A 20,462-nucleotide genomic window follows, 5' to 3' on the forward strand; every position below is an offset into this window, starting at 1 on the left:
TGACAGACCTCCTAATTCAATAACTTGTTAAGCAACGAATCTACTTCCTCTTCTGAAAGATTATCGACCAGGACCAGCAGCTCTGAGCCCGGCGCAGAACTTAAATGTTGGGCGATAGATTCAATTGTGGGGTGATCGTACAGCAGGGTGGGAGAAAGCCGGCACCCGAGCCAGTCTTCCATCTGGCCAGAAAGAGTGACCGCCGCTACCGAATCCAGACCGTAACTGGTGAGGGGCTGCCGCACATCTATCTCGTGAGGGTTAAGTTTCAGCAGCTCGGTAATCTTAGAAACTAACCAATCTCGAATAGCTTCCGCTCGCTCACACACCTTTTGGCAACTGGCTGTACCGGCAGCATTATTCTCCCCCCCACTGGCACTGTTCAGCTGGCGATTTTGCAGTTGCCGCTCCAAAAATTCTACTTCCTCAATCAAGTGCCTGTACTCGGCTTTCATGCGAGGATTATTCGTCCAGTCCGACACCACCTCCAAACTGTTATTCAGAAAACCTGTCCGGCAAGCGTAGCGCTGAATCTTGCCACTAGATGTTTTCGGGATGCTGTTAGTTTTGAGCAGCAAAATGGCATAAACTTCTAAATCGTGCTGCTCGGCCACTGCCTGACGGATATTCTTCACCACCGCATCTGCATCCAGCTTCCGCAGGTATTGGCGCTCAACCTCAAAGGCAATGACCAGCCGCTCCTCTCTATCCACATCCACTGAAAACGCCGCACCGCAGCCGGCTCGCAGTGCTGGGTGGCTTTCTTGTGCGGTCCGCTCAATGTCTTGCGGATAGTAATTGCGCCCCCGAATAATAATCAAATCTTTTATCCGACCGGTGACAAACAGTTCGCCATCCTGCAAAAATCCCAAATCGCCGGTGCGCAGAAATGGCCCCTCTCCCGTGTCTGCCAGGTAAGCTCGGAAGGTGCGCTCTGTCTCTAAGGGCTGGTTCCAGTAACCTTGAGCGACGCTAGCGCCAGACACCCAAATCTCACCCACTTCTAAGGGCGAGCAGCTGGTGAGAGTTTCGGGATGAGCAATGACAATCTTCTGTTCCAGGCAGGTTTGACCGCAGGAGACAAGTGTCCGGGCTGCATCGCTGTTTCTCACCGCTGCAACCACCCGGTTTTGCTGCAGCGCATCTTCCTGGACGGTTTTCAGCACCGGCGCGGCTTCCTTAGTCCCGCCAGAAACAATCAGGGTTGTTTCAGCCATCCCGTAGCAGGGATAGAAGGCACTGGCGCGAAAACCGCAGGGCTGGAAAGCCACTGCGAATTGCTCCAAAGTCTCGGCGCGGACAGGTTCGGCTCCGTTGAAAGCCACCTCCCAGCCCCTCAGGTCGAGATTCGCCCGCTGTTCGGGAGGGATTTTGCGAAGGCAGAGGTCGTAAGCAAAATTAGGCCCGCCGCTGGTGGTTGCTCTGTAGCGGGAAATGGCCATAAGCCAGCGCAGGGGGCGCTGCAGGAAGTCTGCCGGCGACATCAGCACCATCTGCGCCCCAACGTAGAGTGGCTGCAATATTCCGCCGATAAGTCCCATGTCGTGATAGGGGGGCAGCCAGCTCACCCCTTTGCTGTCGGGGGTGTCCTTGAAACACTGGCGGATCGCAGCTGAGTTGTGCAGCAAGTTTCTGTGGCTGAGCATCACTCCCTTGGGGTTGCCTGTAGAGCCAGAGGTGTACTGCAGCAAGGCTAGGGTGTGGCGGCTTACTGCTGGCTCAAGCCACTGCTGTGCCGAGTCGCTAGGAATGCTGTCGGTTGCCAGACAGCGCAGAGCCTGTAGAAGAGCAGACTGGGCCAACTTTCGCTCTATATTGGAGAAGACGGCTGTGGTGGTGAGCGCTAGCGTCGCCTGCGCATCCGCCACAATCGCTTGCAGGCGGGACAGAGACTGGTTCGCGCGGGGGGGATAAGCGGGCACTGCAACGACTCCAGCTAAGAGACAGCCGAAAAACGCCTCTATGAATTCTAAGCCTGGTGGGTAAAGCAGCAGCGCCCGCTCCCCTGGTTCCGCCAGGAACTGCAGTTTGGCAGCGATGGCTTGAGCGCGCTGTTCTAACTCTCGGTAGGTCAGGCTGACTTCTTCTGTTTCTCCGTCCCGCAGAAAGGTGTAAGCGGTTCGCTCCGACTGGTGTAGCGCTCTGTAGCGCAGTAACTCCACTAAGGTGGAAAAGTTGTATGAATTAAAAGAGCCGGTCATATCATTCTTTACTCTGGATATCTAGCAGATTGCAACTGAGTGAGGTACAGAAATTCGATCCCCCCTAGCTGGGAGCGCCCCTCTTTTTTTGGGGGATTTTGGAGGATATAACTGCACTCCACGCCACTGAAAACTGCTGTAAAAACGATCTCCCCAGGCTTTCAACAAAAAAGTCACCGGCCATTTCCGCAATCGGCTGCTTTAAATAAAGGAAGACTGTAGCTGCGCTAATCACAGGTAGGTTGCCAAAATGACAATTTTTTGATGAAGGCGTGACAGCAGACGCTTCACGGATTGATCTCAGCCATGTGTGGAATTCGTTGCTGTGACGCTCTTAGAGCGTCCTCAGCCGGCAAACCGCCTGCCACTACTTCCCCAACGCGGCGCACCGCACTCCTGAAATAAGACCGAATGCAAGCGCGAATAGAGTGCCAAAGGATTCCATGAACTCTTTGCTGTACTCTCGTCGTCCGTCTCGCTTCGTATCTCTATTGAGATATCAGGCTAACCGTCTACTCTTTATGCACGATGCCCCCGAATTGTTACAAAAATTAACATTTGGAATCTCCCACAGCCCTTGTCTGTGGCCCGCTCTCTCGCGCCACCCACTGGGATCTGGGATTATTAAGAAAGTATTTATAAAATAAGTTATCGGGCGGTTTTGTGGTAAAGGGTGAGATATAGCCCGCCCTGAAGTTGACCTGAGAGCAAGGCCGTTTTTTGCGAATCTCATTTAATCGGAAAAATTATCAGATCGCCTCCTTTCGGAGGACGTAGCACAGGCGTCTCGCCTGTGCACTCGCCTGTGCCTTGGAGGGGTGGGACAGGCGGGACGCCTGTCCTACGCCTGGGAATGGGACAGGCGGGACGCCTGTCCTACGCCTGGAATTTGGTGAGGATGCCATAAATCGCCCAAATGGCCATAGGGCGGAGGTAGAGACTGGCGCGGAAGGTGCCGGCGGCGGTAATCGCTTCCGGGGTGCGGAATTGCAGCCCGTTGTCGTACACTTGGCGCACAACCGCTTCCGTCATCCGAAACGCCTCATCTTTCATCCCCATCTGCACCATAAACGCCGCCAGCCCAAAATTAATCCCTGTCCACACTTCCAGAGGGTGGGTGGCGTTGGGATTCACCGGCTTCCCGGAAGGCAGAACCCCATTCGCCGCACCGAATTCCCCGCCGTGGAACTTCACAAAGCAGGCGTCGTAGACTGTTTTCAGGGCGCTGAGGGCGCGATCCACCGGCACAATATCCGCCAGTCCCAGCAGTTTGGCGTAGAATTGGCCGCAAAGCTGGTCCGCCATCACGACTTCTGAACCGCTTTCGCTGTCAAGCCGATAGTATTGCCCATTCCAGAGTTTCTCCTCATACACCGGCTTTGCCTGTTGCAACCAGGTGCGGTAAGTGGCGGCGGTTTCCTCAAGATTGACAGTCGGGATTGGGGAATTTGACGACTCGGTGTCTTCAATGAGAATCTCGGCAATGGCGATCGCTGCTTCTAGCGCCGCCAACCACAGCCCGCCGCAATAGGCGCTGACGCCTTGCAATTTCCAGTCGTCAAAAGTCTGGTCGGGTGCGCCGCCGTTTTCGGGGATGCCGTCGCCGTCAAAATCAAAGGTTTTCAGGTAGGCGAGGGTTTCAACTGCAGCCGGCCAGCACTCCCACAAGAATTCTACATCCTTTGCGCCGGTGAGGAGGTAATCGCGGTACACCTGCAAGACGAAATCGCAGGGCAAGTCTTTCCAGAGGTTGCAGTCCTGGTAGCTGGTATAATTGGTTTGCTGCCAGGGGTGTTCGTTGGGTGCCCCCAAGTCGTGGGGGGTGGCACCGGCAATCTTGCGAACTGCTTCCGCCTGGTTGTAGCCAATAATCCGGGGCGTGTCGTCGCGGGTGGGAATGGCGCGGGCGAAAGCGAGGAGGACAGATTTTTCCAATTCTGGCCACAGCATTAGCAGCCCGAATGAGCCATAAAGCCGCACGTCGAGGCTTTCGTACCAGCGGTAATCGAGGCACTCCAGCACCGCAAACCGGCCTTTTGGGTCGTTTTCATCGGCAGCTGTCCACAGCGCCCCACCGGCAGTCAGGGCGTACAGCTCATTAAATAATGCCATTTTAAACCAGTCGGGCAAATCCTGCCGGTCTAGGATGGGTTGCTGCCAAGATTGGATTTGCTCTTTCCAGGTGTCGCCATGCTTGAGGGCGGTGCGCACCATCGCCCAGGCGTTTTTGCCATTGCGCCCGTAAAAATCCGTGTAGCGCCGGTAGTACCAGGCACCGGCGGCAAATTCGGTGACAGGCAAATCCCACGCTAATATAAAAGGTATTTTGCGGCTTTTTCCCGGTCGGAGGGTGAAGCGGATGGTGAGGGCGACGGCGACTTGCTGTCCAGGATCTGCCGGTGTTTCGTCTTGCACATCTGGCAGAGATCCGTCTTGAGAGAACATCTTCCAGACATCTTCCCCCGTGCCGGTGGGATTCCAGCGGGTGTGGTAGAATGCCTGCACTGCCGGGTTGGTAATGCTGGCAATTGCCAACTGCCCCTCACCTTCCTGAACCTCTTCGTGAATGCTGACGCGGTTCATCACGCACCCGACGCGGTGGAAATCCTCAACCAGCTGGTTGAAGTTGCCGGTGCTCTCCCCCCACTTCGGTTGGTACTCGTAAACCGGACTGCCATCATCGCGCACCCGCACCTTAGGCGATTTAATTAAATTAGTAAACCAGCCCAAGGTATTCTGCCAAGTGAGCATTATACTGAGAGTGATAGGCTCATCCGTGGGATTGTGGGCAGTCCACTCAAATATTGCCAGCGGATAGCTGCTTTCCTGATAGTTGTGCGCCCACACCGGCGAGAATTGCTCGCAACTCAATTCTGCCTGAAACACGCCATTATAAGTAAACCAACTGCGCGGGTAAAGGGCGTGATAAGTCCCAGAAAACTTGTCTTCTTCCCCCTTAGCGTCTGGGCGGTTAATTTTTTCAGGATACCACTTCCAAGCGGAGAGACTGCCATCCTCAGGCGCTTCCGAGCACATCGCATAAGCTTGCTTCTTGCCGGCAGCTTCTTCAAAGACGCTAAACTGGCAAGCGGGCAAATTGCGGAAGACGTGTTCGCCGCCATCGAGGTGCCAGAAATTGAAGTCGCCGCGCGGGGATCTGCCAATACAGCCGGCACCGAAGCCCCCCAGGGGCATACCGTGCCAAGGGCCATCGTCGAGGTTGCTGGCGTAGCGGACAGTGTAAGGTTTGTCCCACCCTTTGCCGGTGGGCCGGTGCCAGGTGCAGGCGGGGATTTCGGGTGTGGTCGGTTGGTTGCTCATGTGGTAGATTTTATCAGTCTGGTGCTGATTTGGGCGTTTCTTGTTGCTGCTGGTGCAATTCTATATATTCTAGAACCAGCAGTCGCAGGTAATCCAACATCTCGATATAAAACTTCATTTTAGGGTAATTTTTGGAGGAATTGAAGTACCATTGGGCGACTGCCGGTGTGCTCAAAACTCGCCTTTTATGCAGTTTATTAGCTAGGTTTGTAGTTGGGCTTTAGCCCAATCAGCGTCCCTACTAGGAGCGCACAAATTTCATCGGTGGTGCGCATTTCTGAAGTGATTGACTTGAAAATGTTTGTAGTTGGGCTTTTTGTTATATTATAACATTCGCGGGTATTGCTAGGTTCCCGGCGATTGGAAATCGCGGGAATTGCTAGTTTCCTGGCGATTGGAAATCGCGGCTATACAAACGAAGCCCGCCTTCGCGGGCTAAGAGAAGAGCGAGACTCTCGAAATTTGCGCGGGTTCCCCTGGTTTCTCCTCGTTCCCAGCCTCAGGCTGGGAACGCCGTTTTGGAGGCTCTGCCTCCTTCAGGATAAATTCGGGTTATATTATAACATTTGCGGGGATTGCTAGTTTCCTGGCGATCGGAAAGATGGTGTTGGCGAATTGATAGGGGGTTTGACCCCACCCCCAACCCCTCCCCGTTAACGGGGAGGGGAGCTTTCGAGAGAACCTTTCGTCCCCCCCTTTCCTCGTCTTTCCTCGAAAAAAACCGCGCTTTGGAGTGAGAATCTTGCTCTACTCTTAGCCCGCGAAGGCGGGCTTTGTCTGTATAGCCGCGATTTCCAATCGCCAGGAACTTGCGATAATCGCCGAGGAACTAGCTGTAGGTCTAACCCCCCGTTAATTGCCTGGGAACGCCGTTTTGGAGGCTCTGCCTCCTTCAGTAGCCACTGAGTTATATTATAACATTCGCGGTCATTTCTAGTTTCCGGGCGATGGGAAATCGCGGGGATTGCTAGTTTCCCGGCGATGGGAAATCGCGGGGATTGCTAGTTTCCTGGCGATTGGAAATCGCGGCTATACAAACGAAGCCCGCCTGCGCGGGCTAAGAGTAGAGCGAGACTCTCAAAATCTGCGCGGTTTCCCCTCGTTTCTCCTCGTTCCCAGCCTCAGGCTGGGAACGCCGTTCGTTCCTCGTTTCTCCTCGTTCCCAGCCTCTGCCTGGGAACGCCGTTTTGCAGGCTCTGCCTCCTTCAGTAGCCCCTGAGTTCTATTATAACATTCGCGGTCATTTCTAGTTTTCCGGCGATTGGAAATCGCGGTCATTTCTAGTTTCCTGGCGATTGGAAATCGCGGCTATACAAACGAAGCCCGCCTGCGCGGGCTAAGAGAAGAGCGAGACTCTCAAAATTCGCGCGGTTTCCCCTCGTTCTCCTCGTTCCCAGCCTCTGCCTGGGAACACCGTTTTGGAGGCTCTGCCTCCTTCAGTAGCAAATGTGTTATATTATAACATAGGGGGGAGAAACAAACAAGCCCTTTCCCCCCGCAACAACCTCTCTTCTACCTTGGCGTCCTTGGCGTCTTGGCGGTTCACTAAACCTATGCCCAACTTCGCAACAAAACTGCGCCCCTTAATCCTAGCACTGTTGCTCGGCGGAATAGCAGCGGGATTCCCCCTACAAACCCCTACCCCGGCAGTTTTTTCTCAGCCCGAAAGAGTGCAGGTGGCGGAAATTGCGCGGCGGGTGACGGTGCGGATTTTATATGATTCGGGAGCGGGTTCTGGGGTGATTGTTAAGCGGGAGGGGGGGACTTATACGGTGCTGACGAACCGGCACGTTGTTGCGGGGAGTCAGGAGAATGGCTATACTATTATAACAGAAGATGGGGCGGCTCATGCGGGGAAGTGGCTGCGAGATGTGGGGAGGGTATTTGGTGAGGTGGATTTGGCTTTGGTGGAATTTAAGAGCGGGGAGAGTTATGGGGTGGCGGTGCTGGGAGAGTGGGGGAAGCTATCTGTGGGGGATGCGGTTTATGCGGCGGGTTTTCCCAATTGGCAGTTGAAGAATGGGAGTGAGATTGAGAATACGCGGGAGTGGGGGGTGGTGAGAGCGTTTCGGGTGACGGGGGGAAAGGTGGGGATGCTGCCGGCGGAACCGCTTGTTGAGGGATACCAGTTGGGTTATACTAATGATATCGCGCAGGGAATGAGCGGCGGGCCGGTGCTGGATGGGGAGGGAAAGTTGGTGGGGATTAATGGCCGGTCGAAATACCCTTTGGCGGGGATTGATGCGTTTAAGTTTGCCGGTGGGGGGGTGCCGGTGGATGAGGTTTTCCTGGAGATGGAAGCTTTGAGTTGGGCGATTCCTATCTCGTATTTGGGGAATCTCGCTCACCCCCGGCAATCTGTAGGGGCGGGTTCGCCGGAATTATTTGGGACAAAACGGAGAATGTGAATAAATCCGCCCCGACACCGCCGGCAATCTATTAGGATAGCTCTTTGAGCCGATTAAGCGAATTTTGATACCACTCTTGGTTTCCTTGTTGTTTATAGAGAACGGCAGCTTTCTGAAAATCTTCTCTCGCGCCTTGTTTATTTCCCGTGTCGCGGTGGACAAGACCCCGGTTGTAGTAGGCATTGGCAAGGTTGGGATTAATCCGAATAGCCTCAGTGTAATCGGAGAACGCCCCCCGTTTGTCCCCTAAGTCGTAGTGAACAAGACCCCGGTTGTAGTAGGCATTAGCAAGGTTGGGATTAATCCGAATAGCCTCAGTGTAATCGGAGAACGCCCCCCGTTTGTCCCCTAAGTCGTAGTGAGCAAGACCCCGGTTGTAGTGGGCATTGGCATAGTTGGGATTGATCCAAATAGCCTCATTGTAGTCGGCAAGCGCCGCCTGTTTGTCCCCTAAGTCGTAGCGGACAAGACCCCGGTTGTAGTAGGCTTCTGCATATTTGGGATTAATCCGAATAGCCTCATTGTAGTCGGCAAGCGCCGCCTGTTTGTCCCCTAAGTCGTAGCGGACAAGACCCCGGTTGTAGTAGGCATTGGCAAGGTTGGGATTAATCCGAATAGCCTGATTGTAGTCGGCAAGCGCCGCCTGTTTGTCCCCTAAGTCATAGCGGACAAGACCCCGGTTGTAGTAGGCATTGGCATCACTGGGATTGGTCTGAATAGCCTTATTGTAATCGGCAAGCACCGCCTGTTTGTCTCCTAAGTCGTAGCGGACAAGACCCCGGTTGTAGTAGGCAGGGGCATAGTTGAGCCCCATCCGAATAGCCTTATTGTAATCGGCAAGCGCCGCCTGTTTCTCTCCTAAGTCGTAGCGGACAAGACCCCGGTTGTAGTAGGCAGGGGCCAAGTTGGGATTAATCCGAATAGCCTCAGTGTAATCGGCAAGCGCCGCCTGTTTGTCTCCTAAGTCGTAGCGGACAAGACCCCGGTTGTTGTAGGCTTCTGCATATTTGGGATTAATCCGAATAGCCTCAGTGTAATCGGCAAGCGCCGCCCGTTTGTCTCCTAAGTCGTAGCGGACAAGACCCCGGTTGTTGTAGGCTTCTGCATATTTGGGATTAATCGCGATTGCCAGGGAATACTCAGCAAGTGCACCCTTTAAGTCACCTCGCTTTTCGAGAGCAAAGCCTTGGCTGAAATGGGCAGTGGCATCCTTGGCCGGCTCAGGTTGAGTGTTTTTCGCCATCTGGCTGTCATGCTTTAAAAACACCTGAATGGGAATCCCCAAATTGTCTCCTGTCTTTTCCCCGTTTTCCCTGTCGCCCTTTCCGTGGATGCCAATCACGCGCCCCGCTTTATCCAGCACCGGCCCGCCACTCATCCCCCGCAGTGTGGGATTATTATAAATCAAAGTATACCCCTCAGAAGGCTGCTTCGCCAGACCCACAATTTTGCCCTCAGGCACCACTAAAGTCCGCTGTGGGATTCTCTCGCTGAATGCCGGTGCGCCGGCGACGTAAACGATTTTGCCGGCAGTCGCTTTTTCTGAATCGCCCCACTTGGCCAGCTTGTAGGTTTTGTCGCTATTAAAAGTCTGCACCGCCAAATCCACACCAGGCACCGGCGCAGTCACTTTACCGGAATCTACCCGATACACGGTTCCATCTGGCGCAAACACCAGACAAATCGCATCCGACTTATCGACAGTGTGCTTAGCGGTGAGTACCGAGTAGGTATGTCCCTCACGTTTGTAAAGCACCCCAAACCCCGAATTGCAGCCATCAATTATAACCGTAATTTCTGTAGCTATTTTTCCCACCTGTTCTGACGATGAAGCGGGACTGTCCCCTGCCGACAAGAGGGAACACCCACCCACTGCTAGACCAATTCCGACTGTAATTGAGAGTCTGCGCACCATAATCAACCTCCTCGCCGGGAATAAATGATATCCTGTCCTGAGCAATTTTTTCTATTATAGGGGAGAAGCCGGTACATTAGCAACCTTTGCCTTGGTGGGGTGGGGGCGGGTTTACCTGGATTTACTCTTAGCCCGCGTAGGCGGGCTTTGTCTGTATAGCCGCGATTTCCAATCGCCTGGAACCTGGGATGGGAGCGGGTTTATCTGGTTTTTTCCCAATGTCCCAAGGTGTCGGGTGAACCCGCCCCTACCGGTTATTGGGGGCGGGTTTATCTGGTTTTTTCCCAATCGCCAGGAACCTGGGGTGGGGGCGGGTTTATCTAAAAATCCGCCTATTTCGACAGTCTTACTCTACTCTTAAGCCCGCCTACGCGGGCTAAGAATGGAGCGAGACTCTCAAAATCTGCCCGGTTTTTCCTCCTCCCAGATCGTGCTGGGAACGAGAAAACTTGGGGGTGGGGTCTTACCCTACATCAATTCGCCAACAGCATCTTTCCAATCGCCAGGAACCTGGGGTGGGGGCGGGTTTATCTAAAAATCCGCCTATTTCGACAATCTTACTCTACTCTTAGCCCGCGTAGGCGGGCTTTGTCTGTATAGCCGCGATTTCCAATCGCCAGGAACCTGGGATGGGGGCGGGTTTATCTGGTTTTTTCCCAATGTCCCAAGGTGTCGGGTGAACCCGCCCCTACCGGTTGTTGGGGGCGGGGTTAGAAACCGCTATCCTTTGGCAACGAGCGATTGACCAATGTTTCCAAAACAATGGACTCGGTCACCCCACTTTATGTTCCTGTCATGTCAGTAGCTTTCCCCAGGGCAAAATTGGTAATCTGTGCCAGCACAGCACTGGGGTTTTTGGCATTTTCCTTATTCAAGGTAAACAGCATATTGGCCAAGGTGCAATTCCTTTGCCCCTCCGTCGCCAAACAGACCACAGTATAGCCCTTGTCTACCTGGCCAGTCGTTAAATCCAAATTCCTCAACTTTCCCCCATTCGCTTTCACCGCATCCGTTAGCTTGCTGGACACAATTTTGCAGCGCTGTTCGGGTGTGTACTCAGGGCCAAAGTATGTGCTGTTCCACGTCAGCAGGGGCGCAACGGAAAACACATTCCCTCTTTTGGCAATAGTCGCCCACCCACCTTCTTGCTGCACGCACTCGAAGCTTGTCGAGTCGGTGGAATTGGAAGCTGTCGCCACTGCCGGTGTCTCGCCCTCGCTGGAAGCGCTTTGCGGCGAACACCCTACAGTCCCAGACAGCATCAAACCCGTAACGAGAACTGGCATCATCAACCGGCATGTCTTGACAGTCATAGTCCAATCTTGTCAATGGGGTGAATTGAACTTTAAGCGATAGCCCTTGACAAATTTACTGCATTATAATACTTTTTGCTAGAGTGTGCAATAATAGAGCCTAATTTTACCATATTAGCTCTATGATGACTCAGGGACCGGCCCTTGGCGGGCGCTACCAGATTATCAAGTTGCTGGGTAAAGGCGGGTTTGGCGAAACCTATCTCGCCAAAGACACCCACCTACCTGGCCATCCCCTGCGGGTGGTCAAGAGACTCCAGCCCCAGTCCAGCGATCCCTTTGTCCTGCAAACGGCTAGCCGGCTGTTTGAGACGGAGGCGGAAATCCTGTACAAACTAGGCAAGCATGACCGAATTCCCGAACTCTTCGCCCACTTCCAGGAAAATCAAGAGTTCTATCTTGTCCAAGAATATATTGAAGGGCACGACCTCACTAAGGAAATTATACCGGTAAAACAGCTAAGTGAGACTGAGGTAACAGAACTGTTGCGCGGTATTTTGGAAGTCCTGGAATTTGTCCACCGGCACAAGATCATCCACCGCGATATCAAACCCGCCAATTTAATCCGACGCGCCAAAGATGGGAAAATTGTCCTCATCGACTTTGGGGCGGTGAAACAAATCAGCACCCAGATACATGCTCAAGGGCAATTCAATGGAACAGTTCCCATCGGCACAGAGGGCTATATGCCCAGCGAACAATCGAAAGGGCATCCCAAATTGTGCAGCGATATCCATGCAGTGGGAATGGTGTGTATTGAAGCCCTCACCGGGGTGTTGCCCAATCAGCTACCAACAGATCCCAACACCCTGGAAGTCATCTGGCAATACCGGGTTTCAGTCAGCCCAAAGTTAGCCACAATTTTAGATAAAATGGTACGCTATCACTTCAAAGAGCGCTACCCATCCGCATCGGAAGTCTTGGCGGATATTAACGCCCAAATGACATTACCGGCACCCCCCACAGTACCTCTCCCTCCACCCCCGCCACCCCAAACACCCAAATTCCTCTGGTTAGCTGGAATTGCCTTGGCAATCGCCGCAATAGCCGGAATTGTTATCCCAAAACTTATCCCTCAACCTGTTATATCACCCTACCCGCCAAATCCCAAACCTTCCCCAACTGATAAAATTATCTGGTAAAGAAGAGTGCCGGTTTGTTAGGGGTGCCGGCAAAATATAGCCGGCCTCATATTAGTGAGGTGCATAAAAACCCGGCGATCGTAGGGGCGGGTCCCCGTGCTATCGGTGTCAACTTAAACTGTGTCCCGCAGTCTCTCGGCGGTTGAAACCGCAGCTATACAGACAAAACCCGCCTGCGCGGGTTTTAAGATTCTAGCTCTTTTCTTAAGTCCGCGAAGGCGGACTTCGTTTGTATAGCCGCGATTTCAATCGCCGGGAGCTTAAGTTGACGCCGATGGTCCCCGTGCCCGCCCCCTTTCGGGGGGAGCGTACCTCATTCAACTGACCGCCGCTCTGCCTAACCAGCCGGCAAATTCAGACTGCCGGCTTTACAATTCTTAATCGTGCCGGCTTCCTGCTGGCGTTGACAGGCGTCCCCAAAGCCAATACCCTGAAAAGATTCGGCAGAAGTGCCGGTGACTCAACCGCAATTAGGCACCGCAATTGGCAGATTCCCAATCCCCAATGCCCCATGCCCAATGCCCCATGCCCAATCCCCAATCCCCAAAATCCGTATCCCCGCAAAATGCCTCTCAAGATTGTTGAAAACTTCGACAGCAGCTTTACCCTCGAACCGGCAGCAAAAGAAACCCTCTTCAACTTATTGAAGGGTGAAGCTTTCCTCCAGCAAGTCGCCGAAAATGCCACATCTAAAAGTGTGGAATTCACCGAACTCATATTCCAGCCGGTGCCCTACAGCACAGCCACCCCCAAAGGAATGCCGGCGGAATTTGAGCCCTACTACCAGTCGGCGGATCATATCATAATCAACGTCCCGCCAAACTTCATGTTCAAAGCCAAAATATTCAACCCCAGCCGCCTCTGCGCTATTTATCGCCAAGTGAGATAATACCCCCATGACAGCAGGAACAGACATTCCCTCCCTCGCCACTCTGGAATACATGCCCTACCTGGATGCCGGCGGTCAAATCCCCGAGGAATTTCAGGGAAAAATCGGCGTCTACGCCATATTCGATGCCGAAAAAGTGCTACAATATGTAGGGTACTCTCGCGACGTGTCTCTCAGCCTCAAGCAGCACCTCGTGCGATCGCCCCAGCAGTGCTACTGGCTGAAAGCCCAAACGATCGAACGCCCCAGCCGCACCATTCTAGAAACTATCCGCGAGTCTTGGATTGCCGAAAATGGCGCACCACCGGCAGGAAATGCCGGTGACGAAGCGAAATGGACTCAGGCGATTGATGTTAGAATGCTGATGACGCCTGAAGAAAAGGCGAATTATGAAAAGGCTGCCGGTCAAGAATTGGAACAGGTAAAAGTGCTAAAACAAGTAGCGCGGCGGGTTCAAGCTGATATTTTAGCATCCCTAGAAGCCCGTGGCGTGCGAATGGAACTTCGCTTCAATCCCAAAATCAAAGAAAACGGCTTGCTGGATTTAAAGTAAGCCGCGCAATTGAAAAACCGACTTTCTTCAAGAAAGCCGGTTATACCCTCGTTCCCAACGAGGAATCATTCTACTAATCGGGAAAACTCGCTCTATTCTTAGCCCGCGAAGGCGGGCTTCGTTTGTATAGCCGCGATTTCAATCGCCTGGAACCTGGCCAAACGTGTGGGCATCTCACCATCGAGACACCGGCACCCACCGGCACACACCGGCTACCGCTCACTCCCCCTCTCCCCTTGTGGGAGAGGGGGTTGGGGGGTGAGGGGGAATTTCTACTTGACAGAAGCCTTAGCACCGGCTTCTTCAAGCTGCTTCTTGATATCAGCCGCAGCATCCTTAGCCACCGCTTCCTTAACCGGCTTCGGCGTAGATTCCACCAAGTCCTTGGCTTCTTTCAAACCCAAGCCGGTGATAGCGCGCACCACCTTAAGAATAGCAATCTTCTTGTCAGCAGGAACCTCTTCCAGGATAACGCTGAACTCAGTTTGCTCTTCCACCGGCTCAGGAGCTGCAGCAGCGGCTGCAGGGGCCATCATCATCATACCGCCGGCAGGCGCAGCCGCGCTCACCCCGAAAGCTTCCTCAATCTGCTTCACCAGCTCAGCAGCTTCCAGCAGAGTCAGACCTTTTAGTTTCTCCAAAATTTCATCAGTTGCAGCAGACATTGATTAACTCCTGTGTTGAACGTTCTAAAGCGATCCGTTATCCGTCAAAAAGCAAACAATTAGGCAGCCGGCTTATTCCGCAGCCGGTTCTTCCGCAGCGGGCGCTTCTGCAGCCGGTTCTTCCGCAGCCGGTTCTTCCCCACTGCTCTTGTCCTTATCAGCAACAGCCTGCAAACCGCGAGCGATCGATGCCGGCACTTCCTTGATGCCCACAGCAATCTTGGTCGCCAGCCCATTGATAGCCCCGGCGATTTGCGCCATCAGCTGTTCCTTGGATGGCAAATCCGCAATTGCCTTAACATCAGCTTCCTTGAGAAGCCGCCCTTCCATCACGCCGCCCTTCAGTTCAGTCTTCTTGGTGGCTTTTTGGAAGTCTTGATAGGCTTTGATGGCACCGCCGATATCGTCTTTGACGAGCAAGAACGCCGAAGAACCCTCCAGCAACTCCTGCATCGGCTGCCATTGCTTGTCACCCTCAACCGCAATTCGCATCAGCGTGTTTTTGGTGACTTTGCACACCGCGCCTTTCGGGCGCAGCCGCCTGCGCAAATCCGTAATTTCCGAGACAGTTAGACCTTTGTAGTCGATCACAACTGCAATTTGCGACTCGCTCAAAGTTTCTTTGAGTTCGGCGATAATCGCATTTTTGTTCTCTACTGTTCTCCCCACGCTAATTTCACCTCCTTAACTGGGAACCCCCTAATTTTGAACCCTGAATTTAGATTGCGAAACCCAATTCAAATTTCAAAATTAACCAATCAAAAACCCCGGACATTTGTCTCCTGCCGGGGTTCCGCGCACCCCTGATGGCGTGCAGTCACCTGCCGCTGGCGGCGGCAGCACTGGCCATTCAGGGTATTGGGGCGCAAACCTCGGCAGGAAATTAAGCCACAGGCACCTGCTGTCTTAGGCAATTGCCTATTCAGTTCACTTTTACTTTTGACTTGACAAATCTGAACTGATTTGCTATCGAGATTTCCTTCTCTACAATTAGCCCGCGCAGGCGGGCTTTGTTTGTATAGCCGCGATTTTCAATCGCCGGGAAACTCTCGATTCAAAATTTTCTTCAGGCGGCTTCATTCAGCTTCATGTCGCGCAGGGCGTTGATGTCCAGTTGAATCGACGGGCCCATCGTAGCGCTGACATAGAAAGTGCGCCAGTAGCGACCTTTAGCACCTGAGGGGCGGTTGCGGTCAATGGTTTCTTGCAGCGCCTTCAAGTTCACGAGCAGGTCATCGGCAGTAAACGCCGCTTTGCCAAACATAACGTGAACGATGCCGGTGCGGTCCGCCCGAAACTCCAGCTTACCAGCTTTGAACTCCGCAATCGCACTCGCCAGATCGAATGTTACCGTACCGCCTTTGGGGGATGGCATCAAACCGCGCGGACCGAGTAGTTTCCCGAGTTTGGCCACTTGAGGCATCACATCCGGCGTTGCGATCAGCTTGTCAAAGTCCATCCGCCCTTGCTGGATTTCGGCGATCAGCTCTTCCGAACCCACAATATCCGCACCGGCACTGGTGGCTTCTTGCACCTTTTCCCCCCGCGCAATCACCGCCACGCGCACGGTCTGGCCCGTTCCCTTGGGCAGCACCACCGTCGTCCGCAGCTGCTGGTCCGTGTACTTGGGGTCAATCCCCAGGCGGATGTGGGCTTCTGCTGATTCCGGGAACTTGGCTGTGGCTGTCTCTTTTAACAGGTTCAGCGCATCCAGTGGCTGGTACAGCCGGTCTTCAACTTTTTTGTTCAGTTCGCGCAATCGGCGCGAAATTTTTTTCGCCATCTGTGTCTCCTGGGGTGCTTAGCGAGGCCATGCCTCTCCCCCGATAATTCATTTTACGGTTAAACGGCTAAAACCTGTGAGAGTGTCGCGCCGGTAACGGCATTGCGCTCACACCAGCCCTATCCCTAGTCAGCCACCGAAACGCCCATATTCCGGGCGGTGCCTTCCACGATTCTCATCGCCGCCTCCACATCATTAGCGTTGAGGTCAGGCATTTTCTTTTCGGCGATCTCCCGCAGCTGAGCCCGGGTAATCGACCCGACTTTGGTGCGGTTCGGCTGGCCCGAGCCGCGCTCAATCCCCGCAGCCTTGCGAATCAGCACTGAAGCCGGCGGCGTCTTCAGAACAAATGTAAAGCTCCTGTCTTCATAGACAGAAATTTCCACCGGCACCACTAGACCTACTTGGTCAGCTGTTCTGGCGTTATATTCTTTGCAGAACGCCATAATATTTACGCCGTGCTGACCCAGCGCTGGCCCGATGGGAGGTGCCGGATTGGCCTTCCCCGCCGTGATGGCCAACTTCACCACCGCAACTACTTTCTTTGCCATCTACCTGTCAGTGTTTTTGAACCTGATTAAACTCCAACTCTACTGGCGTATCCCGTCCAAAGATTGAGAGCAATACTTTTAGCTTACCCCGTTCCGGACTCACTTCTATCACTTCGCCTTCAAAATCTTTGAATGGCCCTGACAGCACAATCACCTTGTCGCCAACGCCCGTGCTAATTTTGAGGACCGGCTCTTGTTCGCGCGCTTGCCTGAAGATCCGCTCCACTTCTGAAGCGCTCAGCGGCACCGGCTTGACGTGTCCGCGCCCTCTTCCGTAGCGGCGCTTCTGTTCCGCCCCCACGAAGTTAATCACATTTGGGGTGTTTTTCACCACCTGCCAGCTTTCATCGTCCATCACCATTGAGACGAGGACATAGCCGGGGAAGACTTTCTCGTCCGTTTGCTGGCGATAGCCATCCTTGCGGATTTTGATCGCCGCACTCTGGGGGATCTCCACCTGGAAAATCCTGTCCCCAACGTCTAGCGTTTGAATCCGCTGCTCCAGGTTCGTCTTCACCCGCTTCTCACAGCCAGACGCGACCTGAACCGCATACCACCGCGCCTCGGGTAGAGACGCCGCCTTTTGCAGATCCGGTTCAGCCCGTTTCTTTGAAACGCGCGATTCTTCTGATGCAAAACTCATCTAAACACCTGTAAAGCTACCCAAGCAAATAAGTTATCCACCAGGTAGATGAATGTTGCCGCCAGAGTTACCATCAACAGCACGCCTAGCGATTCGCTGATCAGCTGCTGCCGCGAAGGCCAAACGACTTTAGCGAGTTCCTCTTTGGTTTCGTCAAAAAAGGTGCCAATGTTAAACCCCGCCGGAGGGGTTTGCTGAATTTCAGCTTCGTTTTTCTTTGCCATCTTCTTGCGGCCTCGCTCTTGGGATCGCTACAGGCTATATTTTATCGCTTTCCGGGTCTTGCCCCCTTCTGGAGGGCGGTTAAGCCTCCAGTTTTTCTCCGCCTGCCGGCCTTCAACTGGCCCACCTGTCCCGGCCCGATGTTCCGGAGGGCGGCTTTCGGAGCAATCCCTTTCTTTTCCCCCTTGCCCCCTCTCCCCAGTGGTTAACCCACCTTCCCCCGACAGGGAGGGGGTTTGGGGCTCGGGTCGCGCTTTGGCCGGTCCCGATATTTTCTATCTCGGACCTGCCAGTAGCGGCTGCTCACCTACCGGCTGGATGTCCAGCCCCCGCCACGCCAGTGCGCGCGCGGTCAGTTAGTGACTCCTATGACAATTCTACCCGAAATTTTACCACTTTGATGCGCGTTTTGCATCTAGCCAGCTGCTTTCGGGCAGGACTGCTCTTCGACCTTGTTCAGCGCGCCCTGGAGGATTTGAACCCCCGACATCAGGTTTTGGAGACCTGCGTTCTACCAACTGAACTAAGAGCGCACGGGGCACGACTCTGAGCTTGGCTCTCATCTGCCTGTCTAATTTAGTATAACGCATCGCTGCGTTATTGGCTAGACTGCCAAGCCAGAATTTTTTCTAAACACTTTTGTCGAACCGCTGCTTGAGCCTGGTTGCCTTGCCAACCCGATTCCGCAAGAAATACAGTTTAGCACGGCGTACCACACCGCGACGCAGGACTTTGACGCTTTCAATCCGGGGGGAGTGGATCAGGAAAACCCGCTCGACGCCCACCCCTTGGAAGATGCGGCGCACGGTAATGGTGGTGTTGAGCCCCCCATTGCGCTTGGCAATCACGGTTCCCTCGTAAGGCTGAACCCGCTCTTTGCCGCCCTCTACAATCTTAACGCCCACTTTGACAGTATCGCCAATGTGGATGTCCGGCAGATTGGTTTTCAGTTGCTCCGCTTCGATGGAGCGGATAATCGCTTCAGCATTCATAACGCTATAAAAACTCACAATCGTCTATTGTATATCGCTGCCTGACAAAAAGTCAAGAACATTCTTGAAAAATTTTTCCGCCACCGGGGAGCGGGGGGTGTGGCCAGGGGGAGAGCCGGCTAGACCATCTAAAATCTAAAATCTAAACCTAAAACCGACATGACAGTCCTGCTTGCCCTTCTGGCCTTTTATCTGGCCTGGAATCTGGGGGCGAACGACGTGGCCAACTCGATGGGCACCTCTGTGGGGTCAAAGGCGCTCACCCTGCGCCAAGCCCTGACAATTGCCGGCATCTTGGAGTTCACCGGCGCGGTATTATTGGGCGAAAGGGTATCCGCAACACTGGCCACTAAAATCGTCAATCCCGCTGAGTTTGTCGGCTCGACCGGGGTGCTGCTGACCGGCATGGTATCCGTCACCCTCGCCTGCGGGCTGTGGGTGCAAGTGGCCACCCTGCGGGGCTGGCCTGTTTCCTCCTCCCACGCTATTGTAGGGGCAATCGCCGGCTTCAGCTGGGTGGCTGGGGGTGCCGGTGCGGTGCGCTGGTCACAAATTGGCACCATCTCCCTGATCTGGGTGGTGACACCGGCAGTCAGCGCCGCCATTTCAGCCGGCCTGTACAGCCTGGTCAAGCGCTGGATTCTCGACAGCCCGGAACCCGCACAGCAACTGTACGAGTGGGTTCCCTGGCTCTCGGCGCTGCTGCTGGGCGTCTTTGGGTCGCTGGCACTGCCGGCTCTCAGCGCACCGGCACAGGCGTGGATCGCACAGCGGTTCGCTGTGGCGATTCCCCCTCACGATATCTCCCTCGCCTTGGGTGCCGGCGCTGCAGTTGGCCTGACCCTAGTCAGCTGGCGGCTGCTGGACACATTAGGGGCGAGCCCAGGGGCGGCGGGTGGGGCTAAAGCCCAACTACAAACCTTAGGGCTAAAGCCCAGCTGCAAAGGGGAAACCGGTGGGGCTAAAGCCCAACTACAAACCCTGGGGCTAAAGCCGAACGACAAACAGGAAACTGGTGAGCCAGAACCCAAGTCAGTGGAAGCTGTGGAGCGGTTGCTGGCGCGGTTTCAAATCCTCAGCGCCTGTTTTGTGGCTTTCGCTCACGGCTCCAATGATGTGGGGAATGCGGTGGCTCCCCTCGCCGCTATCGATTATATCCTGCGCACCGGCTCGGTTCCCAGCGCCAATTTCTCAGTCCCGTTTTGGATTCTGGTGCTGGGCGGTGCCGGCATTGTCGCCGGTTTGGCCGTGTTGGGCAAAAACGTGATTGCTACAGTTGGGGAGGGGATTATTCCCCTGCAGCCGAGTGGGGGATTCTGCGCCGAACTGGCCACCGCCACCACGGTTTTGCTCGCTTCCCGTTGGGGGCTGCCGGTTTCCACCTCTCACGCCCTTGTGGGCGGCGTTGCCGGCATTGGACTTGTGGGCAGCTGGTCGAAAACTGGCTCGCGGACCGCCATTCGCTGGGAAACTGTGCGGGGAATCGTCTTGGCGTGGCTGATTACGGTTCCCATCGCTGCCGGTCTGGGTGCCGGCATCTTTACCATTGCTCGCAGTCTGGGGGGTGGGGCTTGGGGGTGAGGGGGTGAGGGTGTGAGGGGGTGAGGGTAAGACGCGATTTATCGCGTCTCTAAAAGAGGCCTCCCTCGCTCCCGCCATCCCCTGGCGGAAACGTTTCAGCCGCCGGCAGCCAAGCCGCGCACAAGCAATTCCGGCGGGAAGCAACTGCGGCAAAATCCCCTAAACCTCTGCAGGGTGAGGTCTAAAACAGAAGATTACATTTCTTTAAGGGGAACTGACGCCCATTGGGAAGTTAATTTGCCAAAATACATGCCAGCATTGACGAAATGGCGCACTTGCAATT

General features: G+C 54.3%; 16 protein-coding genes, 1 tRNA gene and 1 other annotated feature. Of the genes, 5 read left to right on the top strand and 12 right to left on the bottom strand.

All coding sequences use genetic code 11. From position 1 onward, the window contains the following. Positions 1-11: 11 nt before the first annotated feature. The gene (locus tag OSC10802_RS0135205) at positions 12-2,201 is read right to left on the bottom strand and encodes an AMP-binding protein (RefSeq protein WP_017721460.1); all 2,190 of its coding nucleotides are present in this window, start codon (positions 2,199-2,201) and stop codon (positions 12-14) included. Positions 2,202-3,077: 876 nt separating this feature from the next. Then, positions 3,078-5,522 (bottom strand): GH116 family glycosyl hydrolase, encoded by a 2,445-nt coding sequence (locus OSC10802_RS0135215; protein WP_017721462.1) that lies wholly within the window; start codon positions 5,520-5,522, stop codon positions 3,078-3,080. Positions 5,523-7,075: 1,553 nt separating this feature from the next. Here OSC10802_RS0135215 and OSC10802_RS0135225 point away from each other — a divergent pair. Then, positions 7,076-7,930, top strand: coding sequence for a S1 family peptidase (locus OSC10802_RS0135225; protein WP_017721464.1), 855 nt, complete (start codon positions 7,076-7,078; stop codon positions 7,928-7,930). 31 nt (positions 7,931-7,961) lie between these two features. Here OSC10802_RS0135225 and OSC10802_RS0135230 read toward each other — a convergent pair whose 3' ends face one another. After that, the gene (locus OSC10802_RS0135230; protein WP_082218477.1) at positions 7,962-9,845 is read right to left on the bottom strand and encodes a tetratricopeptide repeat-containing S1 family peptidase; all 1,884 of its coding nucleotides are present in this window, start codon (positions 9,843-9,845) and stop codon (positions 7,962-7,964) included. A 782-nt stretch (positions 9,846-10,627) separates the two neighbouring features. Continuing rightward, entirely contained in the window at positions 10,628-11,158 is a 531-nt protein-coding gene (locus OSC10802_RS43290) for a COP23 domain-containing protein (protein WP_082218478.1), read from the bottom strand. Between the two features lie 122 nt (positions 11,159-11,280). Between OSC10802_RS43290 and OSC10802_RS0135240 the strand changes: the two genes are divergently transcribed. The 3 genes from OSC10802_RS0135240 (at position 11,281) to OSC10802_RS0135250 (ending at position 13,742) form a co-directional block, all read left to right on the top strand. Then, the gene (locus tag OSC10802_RS0135240; protein WP_232731895.1) at positions 11,281-12,300 is read left to right on the top strand and encodes a serine/threonine-protein kinase; all 1,020 of its coding nucleotides are present in this window, start codon (positions 11,281-11,283) and stop codon (positions 12,298-12,300) included. A gap of 565 nt (positions 12,301-12,865) precedes the next feature. After that, positions 12,866-13,189 (top strand): hypothetical protein, encoded by a 324-nt coding sequence (locus OSC10802_RS0135245; protein ID WP_026099085.1) that lies wholly within the window; start codon positions 12,866-12,868, stop codon positions 13,187-13,189. Positions 13,190-13,196: 7 nt separating this feature from the next. Continuing rightward, positions 13,197-13,742, top strand: coding sequence for a GIY-YIG nuclease family protein (locus OSC10802_RS0135250; RefSeq protein ID WP_017721469.1), 546 nt, complete (start codon positions 13,197-13,199; stop codon positions 13,740-13,742). A 272-nt stretch (positions 13,743-14,014) separates the two neighbouring features. On the opposite strand, the gene rplL is transcribed toward OSC10802_RS0135250, so the two are convergent. From rplL to rplS, 8 genes are all read right to left on the bottom strand, one after another. Beyond that, the gene (rplL, locus tag OSC10802_RS0135255; RefSeq protein WP_017721470.1) at positions 14,015-14,407 is read right to left on the bottom strand and encodes a 50S ribosomal protein L7/L12; all 393 of its coding nucleotides are present in this window, start codon (positions 14,405-14,407) and stop codon (positions 14,015-14,017) included. Positions 14,408-14,479: 72 nt separating this feature from the next. Then, positions 14,480-15,076 (bottom strand): 50S ribosomal protein L10, encoded by a 597-nt coding sequence (gene rplJ / locus OSC10802_RS0135260; protein WP_017721471.1) that lies wholly within the window; start codon positions 15,074-15,076, stop codon positions 14,480-14,482. An 81-nt stretch (positions 15,077-15,157) separates the two neighbouring features. Beyond that, positions 15,158-15,336, bottom strand: a sequence feature (ribosomal protein L10 leader region). A 137-nt stretch (positions 15,337-15,473) separates the two neighbouring features. Then, positions 15,474-16,190, bottom strand: a complete 717-nt coding sequence (gene rplA, locus OSC10802_RS0135265) for a 50S ribosomal protein L1 (protein WP_017721472.1) — start codon at positions 16,188-16,190, stop codon at positions 15,474-15,476. Positions 16,191-16,315: 125 nt separating this feature from the next. Then, complete coding sequence (gene rplK / locus OSC10802_RS0135270) at positions 16,316-16,741, bottom strand: 50S ribosomal protein L11 (RefSeq protein ID WP_017721473.1); 426 nt, start codon at positions 16,739-16,741, stop codon at positions 16,316-16,318. 7 nt (positions 16,742-16,748) lie between these two features. Beyond that, on the bottom strand, positions 16,749-17,384 hold the full coding sequence (gene nusG, locus OSC10802_RS0135275; RefSeq protein ID WP_017721474.1) for a transcription termination/antitermination protein NusG: 636 nt from the start codon (positions 17,382-17,384) through the stop codon (positions 16,749-16,751). Further along, positions 17,381-17,608, bottom strand: a complete 228-nt coding sequence (gene secE / locus OSC10802_RS0135280; protein ID WP_017721475.1) for a preprotein translocase subunit SecE — start codon at positions 17,606-17,608, stop codon at positions 17,381-17,383. The genes nusG and secE overlap by 4 nt, the downstream gene beginning before the upstream one ends. Positions 17,609-18,066: 458 nt before the next feature. Next, positions 18,067-18,139: transfer RNA gene (locus tag OSC10802_RS0135285), tRNA-Trp, on the bottom strand. Positions 18,140-18,235: 96 nt separating this feature from the next. Beyond that, positions 18,236-18,598, bottom strand: coding sequence for a 50S ribosomal protein L19 (rplS, locus tag OSC10802_RS0135290; protein ID WP_017721476.1), 363 nt, complete (start codon positions 18,596-18,598; stop codon positions 18,236-18,238). A 159-nt stretch (positions 18,599-18,757) separates the two neighbouring features. On the opposite strand from rplS, the gene OSC10802_RS0135295 reads away from it, so the two are divergent. Further along, complete coding sequence (locus tag OSC10802_RS0135295; RefSeq protein ID WP_017721477.1) at positions 18,758-20,179, top strand: inorganic phosphate transporter; 1,422 nt, start codon at positions 18,758-18,760, stop codon at positions 20,177-20,179. Positions 20,180-20,462 lie beyond the last annotated feature (283 nt).

The sequence above is a fragment of the Kamptonema formosum PCC 10802 genome (genome assembly GCF_000332335.1).
In the GTDB taxonomy this organism is placed as follows: Bacteria; Cyanobacteriota; Cyanobacteriia; order Cyanobacteriales; family Oscillatoriaceae; genus Oscillatoria.